The organism is [Scytonema hofmanni] UTEX 2349 (assembly GCF_000582685.1).
GTDB lineage: Bacteria > Cyanobacteriota > Cyanobacteriia > Cyanobacteriales > Nostocaceae > Hassallia > Hassallia hofmanni.
In genome coordinates this window covers 53425-69426 of the sequence record NZ_KK073768.1, presented here as the reverse complement: position 1 = coordinate 69426, position 16002 = coordinate 53425, and the positions used below count along the sequence as shown (strand labels likewise).

19 protein-coding genes and 6 pseudogenes are annotated in these 16002 nt (G+C 41.6%); 17 read left to right on the top strand and 8 right to left on the bottom strand.

Annotated features, from left to right (window positions below; all coding sequences use genetic code 11):
• The first annotated feature begins 53 nt into the window (after positions 1–53).
• The 6 genes and pseudogenes from TOL9009_RS38280 to TOL9009_RS38275 all read left to right on the top strand — a co-directional run.
• The gene (locus TOL9009_RS38280; RefSeq protein WP_260675850.1) at positions 54–257 is read left to right on the top strand and encodes a hypothetical protein; all 204 of its coding nucleotides are present in this window, start codon (positions 54–56) and stop codon (positions 255–257) included.
• Positions 258–351: 94 nt separating this feature from the next.
• Positions 352–687 (top strand): aldo/keto reductase, encoded by a 336-nt coding sequence (locus TOL9009_RS48395; protein ID WP_221928638.1) that lies wholly within the window; start codon positions 352–354, stop codon positions 685–687.
• Positions 671–880 carry an aldo/keto reductase gene (locus tag TOL9009_RS48390; RefSeq protein ID WP_221928637.1) on the top strand — a complete coding sequence of 70 codons (210 nt, stop codon included), beginning with the start codon at positions 671–673 and terminating at the stop codon, positions 878–880. The genes TOL9009_RS48395 and TOL9009_RS48390 overlap by 17 nt, the downstream gene beginning before the upstream one ends.
• A 634-nt stretch (positions 881–1514) precedes the next feature.
• Entirely contained in the window at positions 1515–2375 is an 861-nt protein-coding gene (locus tag TOL9009_RS0105530) for a condensation domain-containing protein (RefSeq protein WP_038296180.1), read from the top strand.
• Positions 2321–2889 (top strand): annotated as a pseudogene (locus TOL9009_RS0105525) (AMP-binding protein); the annotation flags it as partial. The gene TOL9009_RS0105530 and the pseudogene TOL9009_RS0105525, both read left to right, overlap by 55 nt.
• Before the next feature lie 456 nt (positions 2890–3345).
• Positions 3346–3795, top strand: a pseudogene (locus tag TOL9009_RS38275) (transposase); the annotation flags it as partial.
• 77 nt (positions 3796–3872) lie between these two features.
• On the opposite strand, the pseudogene TOL9009_RS50460 reads toward TOL9009_RS38275, so the two are convergent.
• A pseudogene (locus tag TOL9009_RS50460) lies at positions 3873–4022 on the bottom strand (IS5/IS1182 family transposase); the annotation flags it as partial.
• 134 nt (positions 4023–4156) lie between these two features.
• Between TOL9009_RS50460 and TOL9009_RS0105515 the strand changes: the two are divergent.
• A complete protein-coding gene (locus tag TOL9009_RS0105515) occupies positions 4157–4504 on the top strand; it encodes a hypothetical protein (RefSeq protein WP_186227488.1) in 348 nt (115 codons plus the stop codon).
• A 37-nt stretch (positions 4505–4541) separates the two neighbouring features.
• On the opposite strand, the gene TOL9009_RS0105510 is transcribed toward TOL9009_RS0105515, so the two are convergent.
• Together TOL9009_RS0105510 and TOL9009_RS0105505 are read right to left on the bottom strand one after the other, a co-directional pair.
• On the bottom strand, positions 4542–5078 hold the full coding sequence (locus TOL9009_RS0105510; RefSeq protein WP_029631702.1) for a hypothetical protein: 537 nt from the start codon (positions 5076–5078) through the stop codon (positions 4542–4544).
• An 18-nt stretch (positions 5079–5096) separates the two neighbouring features.
• Positions 5097–5651, bottom strand: a complete 555-nt coding sequence (locus tag TOL9009_RS0105505; protein WP_029631700.1) for a GNAT family protein — start codon at positions 5649–5651, stop codon at positions 5097–5099.
• Positions 5652–5741: 90 nt separating this feature from the next.
• Between TOL9009_RS0105505 and TOL9009_RS50135 the strand changes: the two genes are divergently transcribed.
• Genes TOL9009_RS50135 through TOL9009_RS38260 form a run of 6 tightly spaced genes read left to right on the top strand, consistent with a single transcriptional unit; the run spans position 5742 to position 9964 of the window.
• Positions 5742–6266, top strand: coding sequence for a hypothetical protein (locus TOL9009_RS50135; protein WP_029631699.1), 525 nt, complete (start codon positions 5742–5744; stop codon positions 6264–6266).
• 33 nt (positions 6267–6299) lie between these two features.
• Positions 6300–7265 (top strand): N-6 DNA methylase, encoded by a 966-nt coding sequence (locus TOL9009_RS50130; protein ID WP_313770047.1) that lies wholly within the window; start codon positions 6300–6302, stop codon positions 7263–7265.
• Positions 7266–7320: 55 nt separating this feature from the next.
• Entirely contained in the window at positions 7321–8466 is a 1146-nt protein-coding gene (locus TOL9009_RS50125; RefSeq protein WP_313770046.1) for a type IIL restriction-modification enzyme MmeI, read from the top strand.
• A gap of 40 nt (positions 8467–8506) precedes the next feature.
• The gene (locus TOL9009_RS0105485) at positions 8507–8797 is read left to right on the top strand and encodes a hypothetical protein (protein WP_029631696.1); all 291 of its coding nucleotides are present in this window, start codon (positions 8507–8509) and stop codon (positions 8795–8797) included.
• Positions 8797–9246, top strand: a complete 450-nt coding sequence (locus TOL9009_RS0105480; protein WP_029631694.1) for a type II toxin-antitoxin system VapC family toxin — start codon at positions 8797–8799, stop codon at positions 9244–9246. Before TOL9009_RS0105485 ends, TOL9009_RS0105480 begins: the two co-directional genes overlap by 1 nt.
• Positions 9247–9298: 52 nt before the next feature.
• Positions 9299–9964: an ATP-binding protein gene (locus TOL9009_RS38260; protein WP_242055783.1), complete on the top strand. Its 666-nt coding sequence runs from the start codon at positions 9299–9301 to the stop codon at positions 9962–9964.
• A gap of 103 nt (positions 9965–10067) precedes the next feature.
• Here the strand turns inward: TOL9009_RS38260 and TOL9009_RS50860 are convergent, their stop codons facing one another.
• Positions 10068–10382: a transposase gene (locus tag TOL9009_RS50860; protein ID WP_449658167.1), complete on the bottom strand. Its 315-nt coding sequence runs from the start codon at positions 10380–10382 to the stop codon at positions 10068–10070.
• Positions 10383–10387: 5 nt separating this feature from the next.
• Positions 10388–11137: pseudogene (locus tag TOL9009_RS38255) on the bottom strand (transposase); the annotation flags it as partial.
• Positions 11138–11283: 146 nt separating this feature from the next.
• Between TOL9009_RS38255 and TOL9009_RS0105465 the strand changes: the two are divergent.
• Together TOL9009_RS0105465 and TOL9009_RS0105460 are read left to right on the top strand one after the other, a co-directional pair.
• Positions 11284–11868, top strand: coding sequence for a hypothetical protein (locus TOL9009_RS0105465; protein WP_029631693.1), 585 nt, complete (start codon positions 11284–11286; stop codon positions 11866–11868).
• 34 nt (positions 11869–11902) lie between these two features.
• Positions 11903–12325: a hypothetical protein gene (locus tag TOL9009_RS0105460; protein WP_029631691.1), complete on the top strand. Its 423-nt coding sequence runs from the start codon at positions 11903–11905 to the stop codon at positions 12323–12325.
• Positions 12326–12413: 88 nt separating this feature from the next.
• Here TOL9009_RS0105460 and TOL9009_RS50855 read toward each other — a convergent pair.
• Both TOL9009_RS50855 and TOL9009_RS50850 read right to left on the bottom strand, forming a co-directional pair.
• Positions 12414–12882, bottom strand: a pseudogene (locus tag TOL9009_RS50855) (ISH3 family transposase); the annotation flags it as partial.
• A gap of 183 nt (positions 12883–13065) precedes the next feature.
• Positions 13066–13745: pseudogene (locus TOL9009_RS50850) on the bottom strand (ISH3 family transposase); the annotation flags it as partial.
• A gap of 483 nt (positions 13746–14228) precedes the next feature.
• Here TOL9009_RS50850 and TOL9009_RS48385 point away from each other — a divergent pair.
• Positions 14229–14669 (top strand): hypothetical protein, encoded by a 441-nt coding sequence (locus tag TOL9009_RS48385; protein ID WP_199341634.1) that lies wholly within the window; start codon positions 14229–14231, stop codon positions 14667–14669.
• Positions 14662–15558: a transposase gene (locus tag TOL9009_RS48380; protein WP_199341633.1), complete on the top strand. Its 897-nt coding sequence runs from the start codon at positions 14662–14664 to the stop codon at positions 15556–15558. Before TOL9009_RS48385 ends, TOL9009_RS48380 begins: the two co-directional genes overlap by 8 nt.
• Positions 15559–15685: 127 nt before the next feature.
• Here the strand turns inward: TOL9009_RS48380 and TOL9009_RS45225 are convergent.
• Positions 15686–16002 (bottom strand): transposase (locus TOL9009_RS45225; protein WP_260675849.1); only part of this gene is annotated, 317 nt, incomplete at its 5' end.

Genomic DNA, 16002 nt, shown 5'->3' with positions numbered 1-16002 from the left:
ACGCTGTTTGGGCAATATCTGAAGGGCTGCGTCAGGAATCGAAGAACATTCGCGTGACCATCATATCCCCTGGCGTAGTTGAGACCGAACTTGGCTCTGATATCACGGATGATGCAGCTAAAGGCTTCTTGAAAGAACTCCGCAAAACTGCCCTCACCCCTCAGGCGATCGCCCGATCTGTCTTATTTGCTGTGTCTCAACCAGATGATGTCGATGTCAACGAAGTCATTGTCCGCCCGACAGCCAGCGCCTTCTAGGCATCGAACAACATCACTCCTCCGTCCCCTCTTTGCGTCATGAGCTTGATTGACACAGACAGGACACTTTTTTTACCGACTTGAAAAAAAACCTATGAGCCTTACCGCCTTCCGCACTCTTGGACACTCCGGCTTGATCGTCAGCCCGCTCACCCTTGGCACCATGACCTTCGGCACCCCGCGATGGGGTGCGCCCGATGAGGTTTCTGAGTCCATCTTCCATGCCTATGTCGATGCTGGCGGCAACTTCATCGACACCGCCGATGTGTATGCCAAGGGTCGCAGCGAGGAACTGATTGGTAGCTATATCGCCGATCGCAGCCTGCGCGACCAACTAGGGAAAAGCAACCAAGTTCAGCTTTCATGGCGGCGAATCGGGCAACGCGAATGCGGGCGGCAACGGACGCAAGAACATGCATCGGGCGCTTGAGGGTTCGCTGCGCCGCCTCCGTACCGACTACGTTGACCTCTACTGGATGCACACCTGGGATATGGTGACGCCCGTTGAAGAAGTACTACAGTCGCTCGGCGACCTGGTACGCGTCGGCAAGATCCGCTACTTCGGCTTCTCAAATGTGCCAGCCTGGTACACTGCCAAGGCAGCGGCGATCGCCCTGTGCTAGTGGCGTCGTTATTCAATACATCCGTACTAAAATTTAGCGATCGCCTGTGCCAGTTGCGTAAGTCCTGTAAGTGTTCAAGTCACATTTAGCGGTTGATGGTTTAGTAATTGCTCTGATTGTCCGAACCCTAAACACAGCCAAGTAAATTATCTGTTTTTAACGCCTCTGGTAACTAGCGATCGCTGTTTTTTTTTCTGTATTCTCCTTATTCACTTTTTGTTTTGCTTGTCAATGCGTAAGTTCTAGGGTCAGCCCTTTCAAGGTGAACGTTTGTACTATGAAATAAATAATATTTTTCACCCAATTTCGGTATTTTGGGCGATTGCGATCGCTTAATTTACAGTCCAAAAATTTGGAGTTTATCCATAATTTATTTCTTCAATTGCAGTCAATGCCTGAAATACGGTTAAAAATTGGATAGTACATATGCTCACCTTGAAAGGGCTAGTTCTAGGGTACAGCCCTTTCAAGGTGAACGTTTGTACTATGAAATAAATAATATTTTTCACCCAATTTCGGTATTTTGGCGATTGCGATCGCTTAATTTACAGTCCAAAAATTTGGAGTTTATCCATAATTTATTTCTTCAATTGCAGTCAATGCCTGAAATACGGTTAAAAATTGGATAGTACATATGCTCACCTTGAAAGGGCTAGTTCTAGGGTACAACAATGTTTTAAGCACTATAGATATTAGTATGCATCCTGACTCCGATCTATTCAGCACCAAATATATCCCACCATGCACTCCTACTGAAGAAGTATTGTCAGCTATATGGAGTCAGGTTTTAGGGGTAAAAATCGGCAGAAAACACAACTTTTTTGAAGCAGGAGGAGATTCTTTAAACGCAACCCAAATCATTGTTCTTACAGAAAAAGCTTTGGGTGTGCTGTTGACCCTAAATTTATTTTTTGAATCACCTACAATTGCTGATTTAAGCTCTCGGATAGAAGCTCTTCACCAAGCTGAACCTGGATTATCAGTAACCACTATCGAACCAGCATCCCGCTCCACAGAATTGCTACTTTCCTTCCCCCAGCAGCGAATGTGGTTTTTTGAGCAATTTGTAGAGAGAAGTGCTACTTACAGTATGCATAGACTACTACATTTGGTAGGGTATCTCAACGTAGCCGCTCTAGAGAAAAGTTTGACAGAAATCGTGCGTCGTCATGAAATTCTGCGTACCACCTTCCGCAGCGTCGATGGCACTCCCATACAAGTCATCGCGGCTAGTTTGGCTGTAACTGTTCCAATGGTGGACTTGCAGCATTTACTAGAAGTAGAACAGGCAGCGGAGGTGCAGCGGTTGGCTAAGTACGAAGCCCAGCAACCTTTCGATCTAGTTAACGGTCCCCTACTGCACGTTACTCGGCTTCAACTAGCAGAACAATCCCACGTACTGCTAATAACGATGCATCATATTATTGGCGATGGCTGGTCGTGGGTAGTATTTTTCAGGGAGTTGGGTATCTTATATCAGGCATTCTTTCAATGATAGGGCATTTACAAACTTTACTAGCAGGAATTGTCGCCAACCCCGAATATCCCGTTTCTAAATTGCCACTACTTACTGAGTCGGAACGGCATCAGCTACTGGTGGAGTGGAATAACACCCAGATAGACTATCCCCAAGACAAGTGTATCCATCAGATATTTGAAGCCCAAGTAGAGCGAACTCCTGATGGTGTAGCAGTTGTATTTGAAGAACAGCAGCTTACCTACAGGGAGTTAAATTGTCGTGCCAATCAATTAGCACAGTACCTGCAAACTTTAGGAGTAGGTCCGGAAGTCTTGGTGGGCATATGCGTCGAGCCTTCTATTGAGATGATCGTAGGGATTCTGGAAATTTTCAAAGCTGGTGGGGCTTATGTACCATTAGACCCAGATTATCCCAAGAACGTCTGGCTTATATAGTGTCAGACTCGCAAGTATCAGTGCTAGTAACTCAGAAAAAATTAGTTGACCAATGTTCCAATTATCAGGGGCTTACAGTTTGCTTGGATACAGATTCAGTAAACCAAAAAGTTTTTCCCTAAAGAGCGATCACTAATCACTCTTACGTATACTAAAGTGCTATAAACTACTAAATAGGGCTTGCTGACAAAGTAGGAAAAGGTAATACTGTGGGGATTGTAAACGTTATACGTCTTGTTAAGTGCAAGAAAAAAGGATAAAATCACCCAAAACCCTTGCATTACCATTGTTCGTCGGTACAGTTAGTGTAATTAGTAACTATGTACAGAAAACAAGAGCAACCTGCAATTCCACCGGAAAATTTTGAACTGACCAATGAGTGTAAGCTATCACAAGATAATCGCTGGGTAATGATGGCTTCGTTAATACCTTGGTCAGAGTTTGAAGAGGAATATGCATCGAAATTTAATGAAGAAATGGGTGCACCGGCCAAATCGTTTCGGATGGCGTTAGGGGCATTAATAATTAAAGAGAAACTGGGCATCAGTGATAATGAATCAGGAGATTTTAAAACACAAGTCGAAGACTTTAAAGACTACACCGGATTTTATCCAGAATCCGTTCATGTTGATAAAATTTATCGCACAAGAGAAAACCGAGATTGGTGCAGAGAAAGAGGTATTAGAATCAGTGGTGCCCCTCTAGGAAGACCGCCAGCCAATGTTAGTAAAGAAAAAAAGAAACAAGCCAAAGATGACGAGAGAATTCGTAATTGTATTGAGGGGAAATTTGGGCAAGGTAAAAGAAGATTTAGCCTGGGTAGAGTGATGGCAAAACTTTCTCACACTTCTCAAACTGCAATTGCTGTTACTTTTTTAGTAATGAATCTTTCTACTCATTTATCACGGCTTTTTTACGCTTTTTTATGTCGATTTTTTAAAACTGCGCCTTTTTTACAGTCTTTGATTAGTGAACATTCTGTTTTGATTGATGCAGTATAATATAAATTTATCTAATCTCATTGCTTGAATAATTTACTAATCCTCCTATCGCGTTTTATTGAGTTTTTCAGCAAGCCCTAAGTAGATTCAGTTTTGGGGAGACGAAGCTCATAGTTGTACAAACCAGCTATGAGATTAAATCTCAAACCAAATCTTTTTCTACGATTGCGATAACGGTCAGACAAAATTTTAAATATCTTGAGTTTCCGATTAATATGCTCACCCACAACGCTCAGTTTACCAGGTCGTCCTGTTTTCAGCTTGCTTCGCCAAGAGCGATCGCAGTTCAGGTTTCTTTGACCATAATATAGCATCAGTTAGACAACGCTTATGTCAAGCTACATCTGAGGATGTGGGAGAGTTGACACCACATTTGCATAAACGTGCAGAGGTGCTAGCTGAACGCGCCAAGAAAAAGCTGACAGCACGGGGACAAAAGGAAGCTGAGGAAATGAAGAAGATTTTAGAGGAACAACGCGATCGCATTTTCAAAACTAAACAAGAAACCGAACAACCCCTACAGTTTTCGTTATTTGCTGAAGAAGAGTTGCGTCAGTTAGAAGCAGACCGTCGCCATTGGGATAAGCGGCTAAATATGCTAGCTGAAGAGTTGGTGCGCGAACCCGCGCGAATTGAAGCAATTTATGAAGTGAAGGCGGTACGCGTTGAACCTGTAGGTATAGTTTATTTGTATCCAGTTAGCGGTTAGTTGTTAATTTGCAGTAATTGATTCTTAAATCTATGACTTATGCTGAAATTTTTTCAACAGAAACTTGATGCATAATTCGCTCTTTTAACGAATCTGCTGCAACTGCTGCAATAGTTTCCCAATCTTCTTGTTTCAACAACACCGCAAGCAATTCGCGTAGTATCTCTCGATTAGAGATAAACTCTTCGCCATAAAGTTCATCTGTTCCCAAAACAACGAGTAGGTGTTCTCTTACTTCTGGTGTAGGTAATCTTAATCTTTGAAGTAATTTCTCTCTTGCAGTTTTTACCGCAATTTTTGTAGCTGTTCCTAAATTACAATTATTCAGCAGCAACCGCACTTCTCGATTAAGAGAAATACGTAATGTTGTTAAACGTCCTAAAAGTTCCAGGTTAAGCATTAGGTCGCCAAACCCAGAACCCCAATCCAATCCAGCACCAATGTTACCACCGACTTTATCCTCAGCTTCAACACCTTTTCGCAACCATTTTTCATCAAACAATAAATCCATCGAATTTACTGCATTTTCTTGATTAAAAGTGCTTTGAATATAATTAGGTTCTTCCTGATTCATTAACTTCACCTCGCTACCTTATTCAGAAGAACGACGAACTCCATACTCAAAATAAACCAAGTCTTCGTAATCCTCATCCTCTCCTAAATCAATCATCCCTTGATTATCATAAAATTCTTCTGCTCCTGGTAGCGAATGCAACCCAACTCTACCCTCGTAACCTAGTTCGATACTGCGGTTTCTGGCAAATGCTAAGAGTGCAGTACCAACGCCTTTTAATTTGGACGGACGTTGAATAAATTCCCGGTTCCAAGGCGCAGAAGCAATTCCATCAATGTATACTAACCGTTTACCCTCACTGATACGCGAACCGTGCATTTGAGTTTCAATCAGCATTAACCCTTGAGTTTCGCCTTCGTACTCAATTGCATAGCCTTCGCGGTTTGGTTGTCTGTGAATAACGAACTGAAGTTTAAACTCCCAGTCCCAAAATTTATCTTCTTGTCCGTACAATCTTAATTGTTCTTTCCACTCTGAGGCATAATCATTGACGTGCTTTTGCACTAATTCTACTAAATCTGCTTCCACGGTCATGCTATCTTGACCGCGAATTAGTTGTATTTTTGTTCGCATCGCACCAATATCGTGTGCATTAGCAGATTTTGATGTTATCAGATTAAGTAAACAAACTGTACCAGACTCAAAGACCGCAAAGGAGAAACGATGGCAATTGACCCAGAAATCACCAGACATAAAGAGTGGTTGGGTTTTCTCCAGCCTGTAGGGTTGGTAGTATCTCCCCCGGCGTTGGTAAAGGCGCAGGCGGTGGTCAACCGCAATATTGTAGATTTGCAACAATTATTGCTGGCTGCGGTTGATGAGGATGGCTATATTGCTGATTTTCCGGCTTTTGTGGTAAATGTATTAAGCTGGGCTGATAGTGACCTTGTTAAACCATCACTAGAATACGAGATAGCTTTAACTGATTACAGCGAAATTCTTGCGCCTACCTATATTGTGCCTGACCCGGATAGCGACAAGCCGCAGATTTTGGTGCAAATAATTTCTTCTGGTACTGACTTGGATGTAGTCGCACCAGAATTAACTAAGTCTAGCAGTGGTTGGCACGCCAGCCCCCAAGCTAAATTTGAGCGGTTGTTGCGGGAGACGCAAATACCCATAGGTTTGTTGTGTAATGGTGGGTTGCTGCGTTTGGTGTATCGTTTGTTAGAAAAATTACTAATTTGAGAAGGGGAGCGCCTGTCTTATCGGGCGTTAGATGTGGAGCAAATTGGCTCGGTGTATGAGGGCATTATGGGTTTTGCTGTAGAACGGGCAGAAAGTCCGAGTATTGGAGTTTACAGCAAGCCCAAGGGGTCAAAGGTTTCTACGACGGTGGTAGTAGATGTGACGGCGATTTTGGCAGCAAAGTCAGCTGACCGTCAGAAGTTACTGAAGGAATGGGCAAATTGTGAGGTATCAGGGAATGTCCTCAAGGAACTGAAGGCGGCACAGACGTTAGAAGATGTAGTGATTGCACTAGGTCGTAAGGTATCGCGGCAAACACCTAATTTGTTGCCTGTGGGTTCGCTGTACTTGCAGCCAGGGGAAGAACGCAGGCGTTCTGGTTCGCATTATACGCCCAGGTCACTCACTAAACCGATTGTGGAAACAACGCTGCGTCCGGTGTTGGAAGCGTTGGGAGAAAAACCGACTGCGGAACAGATTTTATCTTTGAAAGTTTGTGATTTGGCGATGGGTTCTGGTGCGTTTTTGGTAGAAACCTGTCGTCAGTTGGCTGAGAAGGTGGTGGAAGCGTGGGAACGCGAGGAAAACAATACTCGTATGGGAATTGGCGATCGCAACCAGAATACGATAATTAACAGCGATCGCAACCAGAATACGATAATTAATAACGATCGCAATCAGAATACGCTAATTGACAGCGATCGCAACCAGAATGCGACAATTAGCAATTATGGCAAAGAAGAACCTTTATTAATTGCGCGTCGCTTGGTGGCGCAAAGGTGTTTATATGGCGTGGATAAAAACCCGTTTGCGGTGAATTTGGCGAAGTTATCTTTATGGTTGGTGACGCTGGCGAAGGATTTACCGTTTACATTTCTTGACCATGCCCTCAAGTGTGGGGATTCGCTGGTAGGGTTGAGGAAGGAGCAGATTGGGTCTTTTGGGAAGGATGCAACTGACGATTTACCGCTATTTGTATATTTAAAAGAGCAACGGTAATTATCAAACCACAAAGTTATTAGATAATCGAGAAGTTTCCCAGATTTCTGCATTTATGTTCCATGCTGGCGGAAATGAGAATCCGGTGGTGCTATTAGCAAATGACAACAAAAGTTTTCTGGGGAGTAAGATATATGGTCAGGGTTTTGTTTTTGATGACTCTGATGAAAAAGCGACATCCATTGCAGAAATGCACCGCTTGATTGAGAAAGATGCAAAAAATGCTGAAAGAATTTTTCCTTACATTGGTGGTGAAGAAGTAAATAGCAGCCCAATTCACGCGCATCATCGCTATGTTATCAATTTTGGTGAGATGAGCGAAGATGAGGCGAGGCAATATCCTGATTTAATGAAGATTGTAGAAGAAAAAGTTAAGCCTGTGAGATTAGCTCAAAATCGTGAAATACGCGCACGTTATTGGTGGCGTTTCGGTGAAACTACACCTGCTTTGTTTAGAGCGCTCACGGGACTAAATCAGGTAATAGCCTGTTGTCAAACAAGTAAATATAGAAGTTTTACATTTTTACCTTCAAATATAGTTTTTAGTCACAAAATAGTAGTATTTTCCATTGATGATTTTGCCTCTTTTTGTGTAACGCATTCTCGTATACATGAAATGTGGGCATTATTCTTAGGATCGACTATGAAGGATGATCCTGTATATACTCCCTCAGACTGTTTTGCAACCTTCCCCTTCCCTGAAAACTGGGAAACTAACCCCACCCTAGAAGCTGTAGGCAAAGAATACTACGAATTCCGCGCCGCTTTAATGGTTCGCAACAACCAGGGACTAACCGATACCTACAACCGCTTCCACGACCCAGAAGAACGCGACGCTGATATCCTAAAATTACGCTTACTGCACGCCGCAATGAATAAAGCCGTCCTCGAAGCTTACGGCTGGAGTGACATCCCTACCGATTGCACCTTCCTGCTAGACTACGACGATGAGGAAGACGAAGAAGAAACCAGCAACGGACGACAGCGAAAAAAACCTTGGCGCTACCGTTGGACAGAAGAAGTGCATGATGAAGTTTTAGCACGCCTACTCGACCTTAACCAAGAGCGAGCAAACATGGAAATTCTCGGCGGTAAAGCAGCACAAAAGAAAACCAAGGCTAAAGCTAGTAAGAAGAAAGCTAGTAAACCGCGTAAAATGAAAGAAGATGTACCAATAATACTAGGGTTAAATGTGGAGTGATTTGAAGTTTAAACACATTAATTAAACAACAGGTATAAATATGACAATCAAAGACCAACTTTTCCAAGAAATTGAGTCAGCACCAGATGAACTAATAGCCGAAACACTTAATTTTTTGCGCTTCTTGAAAACAAAAGAAACCCAGGTACAACCAAAATTAAATCAAGTAGAATCTACCATAACACCTACAGTTAATTCTACAGGAATATCACTTCTAGAACATCTAAAAACTATAGGTAATTGGGAAGGCGATGATTTAGAGGAGTGTCTGAGGCTAGTCATTGCTAGTCGCGGTCAAGCGAAATTTGATGATAATAATCCCTTTGAATAATGTACTTACTCGATACAAATCACTGTAGTCTTGCCATTTTAGGAAATATCAATATACTAAATCGTCTGCTTGAGGTCGAAAATAGTTTAATTTCAACCTGTGTTATTGTGCAGGGAGAATTGATAGATATGGCAGTACGTTCTCAAAGACAACAAAGTAATTTAGCACTAATCATAAATTTTCTTAGGGGTATATATATCTATAACATTGAAAAAGAAACTGCTAATATCTACGGGCAACTCAAAGCTGATTTATTTAATCAATTTGCACCCAGAGAAAAAAGCAAGCGGAGAAAAACTAAAATAACTGATTTAGGTTTTGGTGAAAATGATTTGTGGATTGCAGCGATCGCTCTACAACACAATCTTACCATCGTCTCAGCCGATAGCGATTTTCAGCGCATTAAAGAAGTAAAAACATTATCTGTTGAATCGTGGCTGACAAGCTGAAAAATTATACTTTTTTTTAATCACTGTTTCTCCTGTTAAGGAGAATCGACTCATGAAAATTCAATCCCTACAGCTAAAATATTTTAAGAAATTCCGGTCTTCTACATTTGATTTCACAGATTCAGAAACTGGGTTGGCGCGAGATATTATTGTTCTCATCGGCATGAACGGTGCTGGAAAAACAAGTCTTTTACAAGCGATCGCTTCAACACTGGGCACAGCAACCGGACGATTAAAGGAACCCTCCGATTTAGAATGGGCAGGATTTAACTATGAACTGCTTGGGAGTAACTGGGGAAGATTTGAGCCAGAGGTAAATGTACAAGTGCAGTTCTCATCTGCTGAACTCCAAGCTGTACGAGATTTTCAACAGAAATTACGAGAAATGGGTCGTGATTTGCAGCCTCCTGCTGAAAAGCATATTGTTACCCTTAAATGGCGAAATGGGCGTGTTCAAGCAGATAGTGCTGCTGAATTATTTCAATTTAAAGGGCGAGAATACGCTAAACAGCTACAACGTGCTGAAGGATTTCAAGTATTTGACCGAGTGGGTACAATTCTTTGGTACACAGAACAGAGAACTTCAACTAGCCTGACTACCGAAGATCCAAATCGCAAACTAGAAATCACAGAAGACATTTTGCGCGATCGCCTTTCTAAGTGGCGACAATTCCATCAAAATGAACTTGGTTGGTATCGCCCATCCCGAACACCCTGACCGAGAATTAGTAGACTTGCTGTTTTTCCCCACAGGCGGTGGTAAAACCGAAGCTTACTTAGGGTTTGCTGAAAAAGTAATAAAAAAGCAAGACCAGGATTGGTCAGTTATTCAAGCAAGCCCTAAATATAAGTTCTTGTTTTTTTTGATTGGCTAAACTATAACTTTCAATAATATTAGAGCCGAAAAAAGGTGTTATTTTCAAAAATAGACATAAAAAAGCACTTTTAGAGCGTGACAGTTGAGTAGAAAGATTCATTACTAAAAAAGTAATAGCAATTGCAGTTTTAGAAGTATGAGACAGTTTCGCCATCACTCTACCCAGGCTAAATCTTCTTTTAGCTTGTCCAAACTTTCCCTCAATAGAATTACGAATCCTTTCGTCATCTTTAGCTTGCTTCTTTTTTTCTTTACTCACATTTTTTGTTTTTTTATCGCTTTTCTCCGGTCTTTTTGGGATACACGACGTTTTTTAGCTACTTCTAGATAGTCTTTTCTTGCTATCTGTCGATATGTTCTTGGTTTTTTATCTAATTGACCCAATACCTGTTTATAAAGTAAGTCTATAATTTTTTCTGTCTGCTTTCTCGCTTGATTTAGTAGCCCTAAATCTGTTGGATAGCTGATGTCACCCGGCGTACAAGTGGCATCTAATATTAATTTTCCTCTATTTTTTGGTTGACTTTCCTCTGTTTCGGATGAGCGCACAGCATTAGCCAGTCCGTGAGCGTCTTCTGTTTTTTTTTCCGCCTCTTGAGAAGATGTTTTCTCTAGCATCTTCTTCACCATTTGTTGATTTATTTTCTTGACAAATTCAGCACTGATTCTTTCTCGAAAGTGAACTAGCATTGATGCATCAAATGGAGCGTCATTACTATAAGATGACATCCCTATAAAATACTGTAGATAAGGGTTTTCTTTGATTTGTTCTACTGTTTCCCTGTCACTTATGCCTAGTTTCTCTTTAATTATTAATGCGCCTAACGCCATCCGAAATGACTTTGCTGGTGCCCCCATCTCTGCGGAGAAAGATAAAGAATATTCCGATTCAAATTCTCCCCAGGGTATTAAATCAGCCATAATGACCCAACGATTATCTGATGATAACTTTCCCTCAAATGGAAGCTCAAAACTTTCTGCTGGAATTGGAGTTGATTCTTCTTTTCGGTACATAGTTACATTGGATACACTATGTTGGGACTGACCACTGTGATGCAAGGATTTTGGGCTATTTTACCTTCTTGTCTTGCACCTGAATATACTTCTTTGGTCTGAGAATCTAGAAGCTGTAACCTTTTCTTTTTTTCAGCAAGCCCTACGTGGGAATTGCAGCGCAGGGACGAAGCTTAATACATCGACCACGCGATCGCTCTCACTACGAACGCTTCCCAGCTTGGCATACCAGCTTTTATCGTTCTGTAGAAGCAACTAGCGTTACCCCATTTTCACCTCGTGCCATTGACCGGGGTATCGCCGCTATCACCGTCGCCTTGGCGCGTTTAGGACATCCTGGCATGACTGCACCACCCCGCGCTATCGAGATTTTACAACATCGGCAGGATTTAGAATATGTTGTCGATGCCATTAGCGATCGCGCAGAAATGCACGATAAAGAACTTGATGCTGTGGAAGCCGAAGCCCTGCGTCAAAAAGTTCGAGGACGGGTGAAAGATTTACTGGACACTTGGGAACACATCGCCAGTCAAAAAATTAGCTTGCAATACCAACAAGAAGTAGGGCAAGCACCGCCATTATTATTTGACCCCCTTGACCCAGAACTTGAAAAGCAACCAATGGAAGCACGCAAGTTCAAAGCACAACGCAGCCTGCGGGATGTGGAACCAACAGTAAACTTGTGGGTTTGCAACCCTGATGGTTTTGAGGTGGAGGAGGAGGAGAAATGAAAACGAACCGCCAAGACGTAGAGAAGAAAGAGAAATGAAGTCAAAAAGCAAACGCAAGCCTTCAGGAGAAATACGGCAAAGCCAAATTATTTCCACCTTTGGCCCTGGCTCAATGGTGGACTTACCAAATTACTCAGTAATTATCGGCGGACTCAACCACTGGCGGGGTAATAGACAGCGAATTTACGAAGACCGGCTTGCAGCCAGAGTTGCCGAGATTTTGGGTGTCAGAGACATTACCATGTATGCGCCACCTACGGACGAGCAAGACCCAAGCGCCGCCAGAAGTGGAATTTCAGCTTTTACTTTCCCTACTTGGTTTGTCGCCCAAGTAGAAGAAACTTGGACTTCCCCTAACGGCAAAGAATATTGTACCCGTCCTCTGATACCTTGGGGTAGTTTCAGTAAACCAAAAAGTTTTTCCCTAAAGAGCGAACGCTACAGTATTTGTAGCTAAAAATACTTGCAAGTACAGAAAACTCTAACCAGTAGACATAGTATAGATTATAATTACTTATGACTGGATAGCCGATAATGCGTTAATACTATCCTGACGGAATATAAATGCTTTCTACTACTTGATATTTACGCTGTATGGCTTGAGATAAAAAGGCTAACATCTGTTTAAGTACGAAAAGTGTCCGGTAAATTAATCGGCTACCTTTCCTTTTCCGACTTATTCTGAGCCAGAGAAGGTTAACCCAAATATTAACTAAAAGAAAAGATATACCAACGAATAGTAATCTTAATGCTGGATTTTTATTATTTGTTCTAATTCGACAAATATTTTTCAGCCGATAACTACTTTCGATGCCAAATTTTTTTTCGATAATCTTGATATATATAATCTAAATTTGTTTTGATTTTATAAGTAACATAAGCAAAGTATTGTACTCCATATTTTTTACGCTTTCCCTTTCTATATTTACAGATAATCCATAAGTTAAATGTGACTGAATCATCTTTGTTTCTTGTAATAGTATGGGTAGTTTTATAGCTTTTTCTTCCCTTCAACGAAGAGGCAGGGGGCTTTCTAGCGGGGGGAAATGACCCCTGACTCCTGCCGTGGAGCGGAGCGGAACATGGGTCTGAGTCCCCCAATAAGAGTTAAGTGGCTCTCGTTCAGGTGGGGTCGAATCCCCCTTTCTGTTCCTTCTCCCCTGCTAAGAGCTCCCTGCTCCCTTGCCTCTTTTTCAAAAACTGTTTAATTCCTCCCCTTTTTCCTGTCTTGATAGCGGGCATCATAAATGGAATATCTAATGCTTGCAACCATCTGATTACAGGAGTATTAAAAAATCCCCTATCTAAATAAAGTTTTTTTACATTTATTTTAAAGGATTCAAGCTCTGCCAATAAATAAGTAATTATCGCTACACTAGTATCTAGTCGGCGAACACCTCTGACGGCTAGAGTTACACGCTTATTTTTGTTAATAACATATAAAGTTGCGTAGGCATAAAACGAATGAGTACCAGATTTGGCTTCACTTTTATATATGTATGGTAATTCTAAGAATGTTGGCTTACCATAATAACACTCTTATATTTAAATCAATCGCTATTTTTAAACATCCTTTTTTTAAACCCAAAGGAATTCGACTTTTCAACGCTTGATTAATTCGTGTCTCTAACTCCTCAAAATTGTTGATTTTATTAAGATGATATCTAATATCATTAGCTGTGGGAATATTCTTTAATAATTTGGCTGTATTCTCAATACTATCTCCACTGCTGGCTGCAATTATTACGAATCTCAAATAAGGTTTGCTGGTCACATACTCCCTGAGTTTTAATGGAGAAATTTTCTACTAAACACTCAATAACCTCTTCAAGGGTTTCTGAGTCTGTTAAAGCCAGTTCTTCTGATGAAACAGTCAATTTCTTTCAGCCAATATGCTACACACTACTTTCATCATTTCATTTTTCTTACCCTTTCAGGGCAGTATAAGCATTAATTATGTATTTAGTAGTTTATAGCACTTTAGTATACGTAAGAGTGATTAGCGATCGCTCTTTAGGGAAAAACTTTTTGGTTTACTGATTGATGACCCTGTAGCTGCTAAAGGAATGCGATCGCAGTTTGAAACTTTGGTGGCAAAGAATATACTACGTCGAGTACCGGGAATTTGATACGTTGGATTGATGAGCTATTGGATATTTCCAGACAACTTCAAGTAATAAGCTGTAATTTATAAGTGCGAGCGCGTGAAATAAAACTGATAGGACTAGCCCTTTCAAGGTGTTGTGTGATGGGCTGATTTGTAGTTTGCTAAAAAGAGGTGCAAATCTGTTGGGTGGAGAAAAAAATGTTGCTAGGGCAGGTGTTTGAGCGTTTTGTAAAAGAAAGTCCAGAAGAGAGTGATGGTTCGTGGGCTTTTAGAGAAAGCACTATGTCCCCAAATCATAGATGAACTATTTGAACGTAGTGCAAAAACTCAGTATACTCGTGAGTTATTATTCTCCACAGTGGTCAATTTAATGAGTCTTGTCGTCTGTGGCGTATATCCCTCACTGCACGCAGCACATCAAGCCCTTGCTGAAAAAATAAGTGTTTCAGTCACCTCAGTATATAACAAAATCAATGGTATCGAACCGAGTACTTGTGGGGAGTTAGTCAGAGAGATTGCTGGTCAAATGGAAGCGACGATTCGACACCTCAATGCTACAATTGCTGATTTGCTACCTGGTTATCGTGTGAAAATTATTGATGGTAATGCGATCACAGCCAGTGAGCATCGTTTAAAAGAACTACGCCAAATCAGCAGCGCTCCATTACCAGGACAATATGAGGGTTATGCTTGACCCCAGTTTGATGCTAGCAATAGATGTATTTCCCTGTGAAGATGGTCATGCTCAAGAGCGTTCTTTATTTGATCAAGTGCTGCCAACAGTGGAAGAAGATGATGTTTGGATCGCAGACCGTAATTTTTGTACGCTCAAATTCTTATTTGCAATTGCTGACACAAAAGCCTACTTTATTATTCGACAGCATCAAAGTCTTCCTTGGCGAGCTATTGGTAATTTTCATTTGCAGGGTCAAAATGAGAGCGCTATAGTGTTTGAGCAAAACATCATTTTGAGTGCTGATGATGGTCAATTATTAGAGGCACGTCGCATCAAGGTCTGCTTGGATCTGCCTAATCGCGATGGAGATAGGGAAATTTTTATTCTCACCAATTTACCATCTGAAGTTGTTCCGGCGCTAACGATCGCCCAACTTTACCGTAAACGTTGGAAACTCGAAACCTTGTTTCAAGTCCTGACAGAAAATCTCTGTTGCGAGATTAATACCTTAGGTTACCCAAAAGCTGCCTTGTTTACCTTTTGCATCGCTTTGGTCGCTTATAACCTGCTGTCTACGGTTCAGGCAGCACTCAGAAGTGTTCATGGAACCGATAAGATAGAAGCCGAAATTTCCAGCTACTATTTAGCCGACGAAATTAAGGGTACTTACCGGGGCATGATGATTGCGATTCCCCCTGAAGAGTGGCGTGTTTTTCAGAACATGACCTTCACAGATTTATCGCTAATTCTCAAAGGTCTGGCAGATCAAGTTAAATTGAGAGCTTTCCGTCGTCATCCGCGAGGTCCTAAGAAAGCTCAAGCAAAACGAACTTACCTCAAGAACAAGCCTCATGTCTCAACTGCTAAGATTCTAGCTCAAAGAACACAGAAAATTAACACACCTTGAAAGGGCTAGTCCTATCTTAGTAAATCCAATGATTTACCTGACAACAGAGCGATCATCTGAGTGCGATGTGGTGGCGGCGGTAAACTACGCCCTCTTATCCTCTAAGAGGGTGTTTATAAAATAAATCTTAAGCAGTTGAGCAACGATGATTACGGGCTAATCGACGTAACATCAGATGTGTCATAGCAGCGTAGATCATGGTTTCACTCGTTTGCGGAAGATATTCATAATCCTTACTCAGACGGCGGTAGCGACCAAGCCACGCAAAGGTACGCTCTACGATCCAACGTCGGGGCAATACTTTAAAACCGTCTGTGCGATCGCAACGTTTAACAATTTCGAGGCCACAACCAATAAAATATTTAACCCAATCAACTAACGAGCCAGCATAACCAGCATCTGCCCAAATTAAATGTAACTTTGGGAACACATGAAAAATTTTAT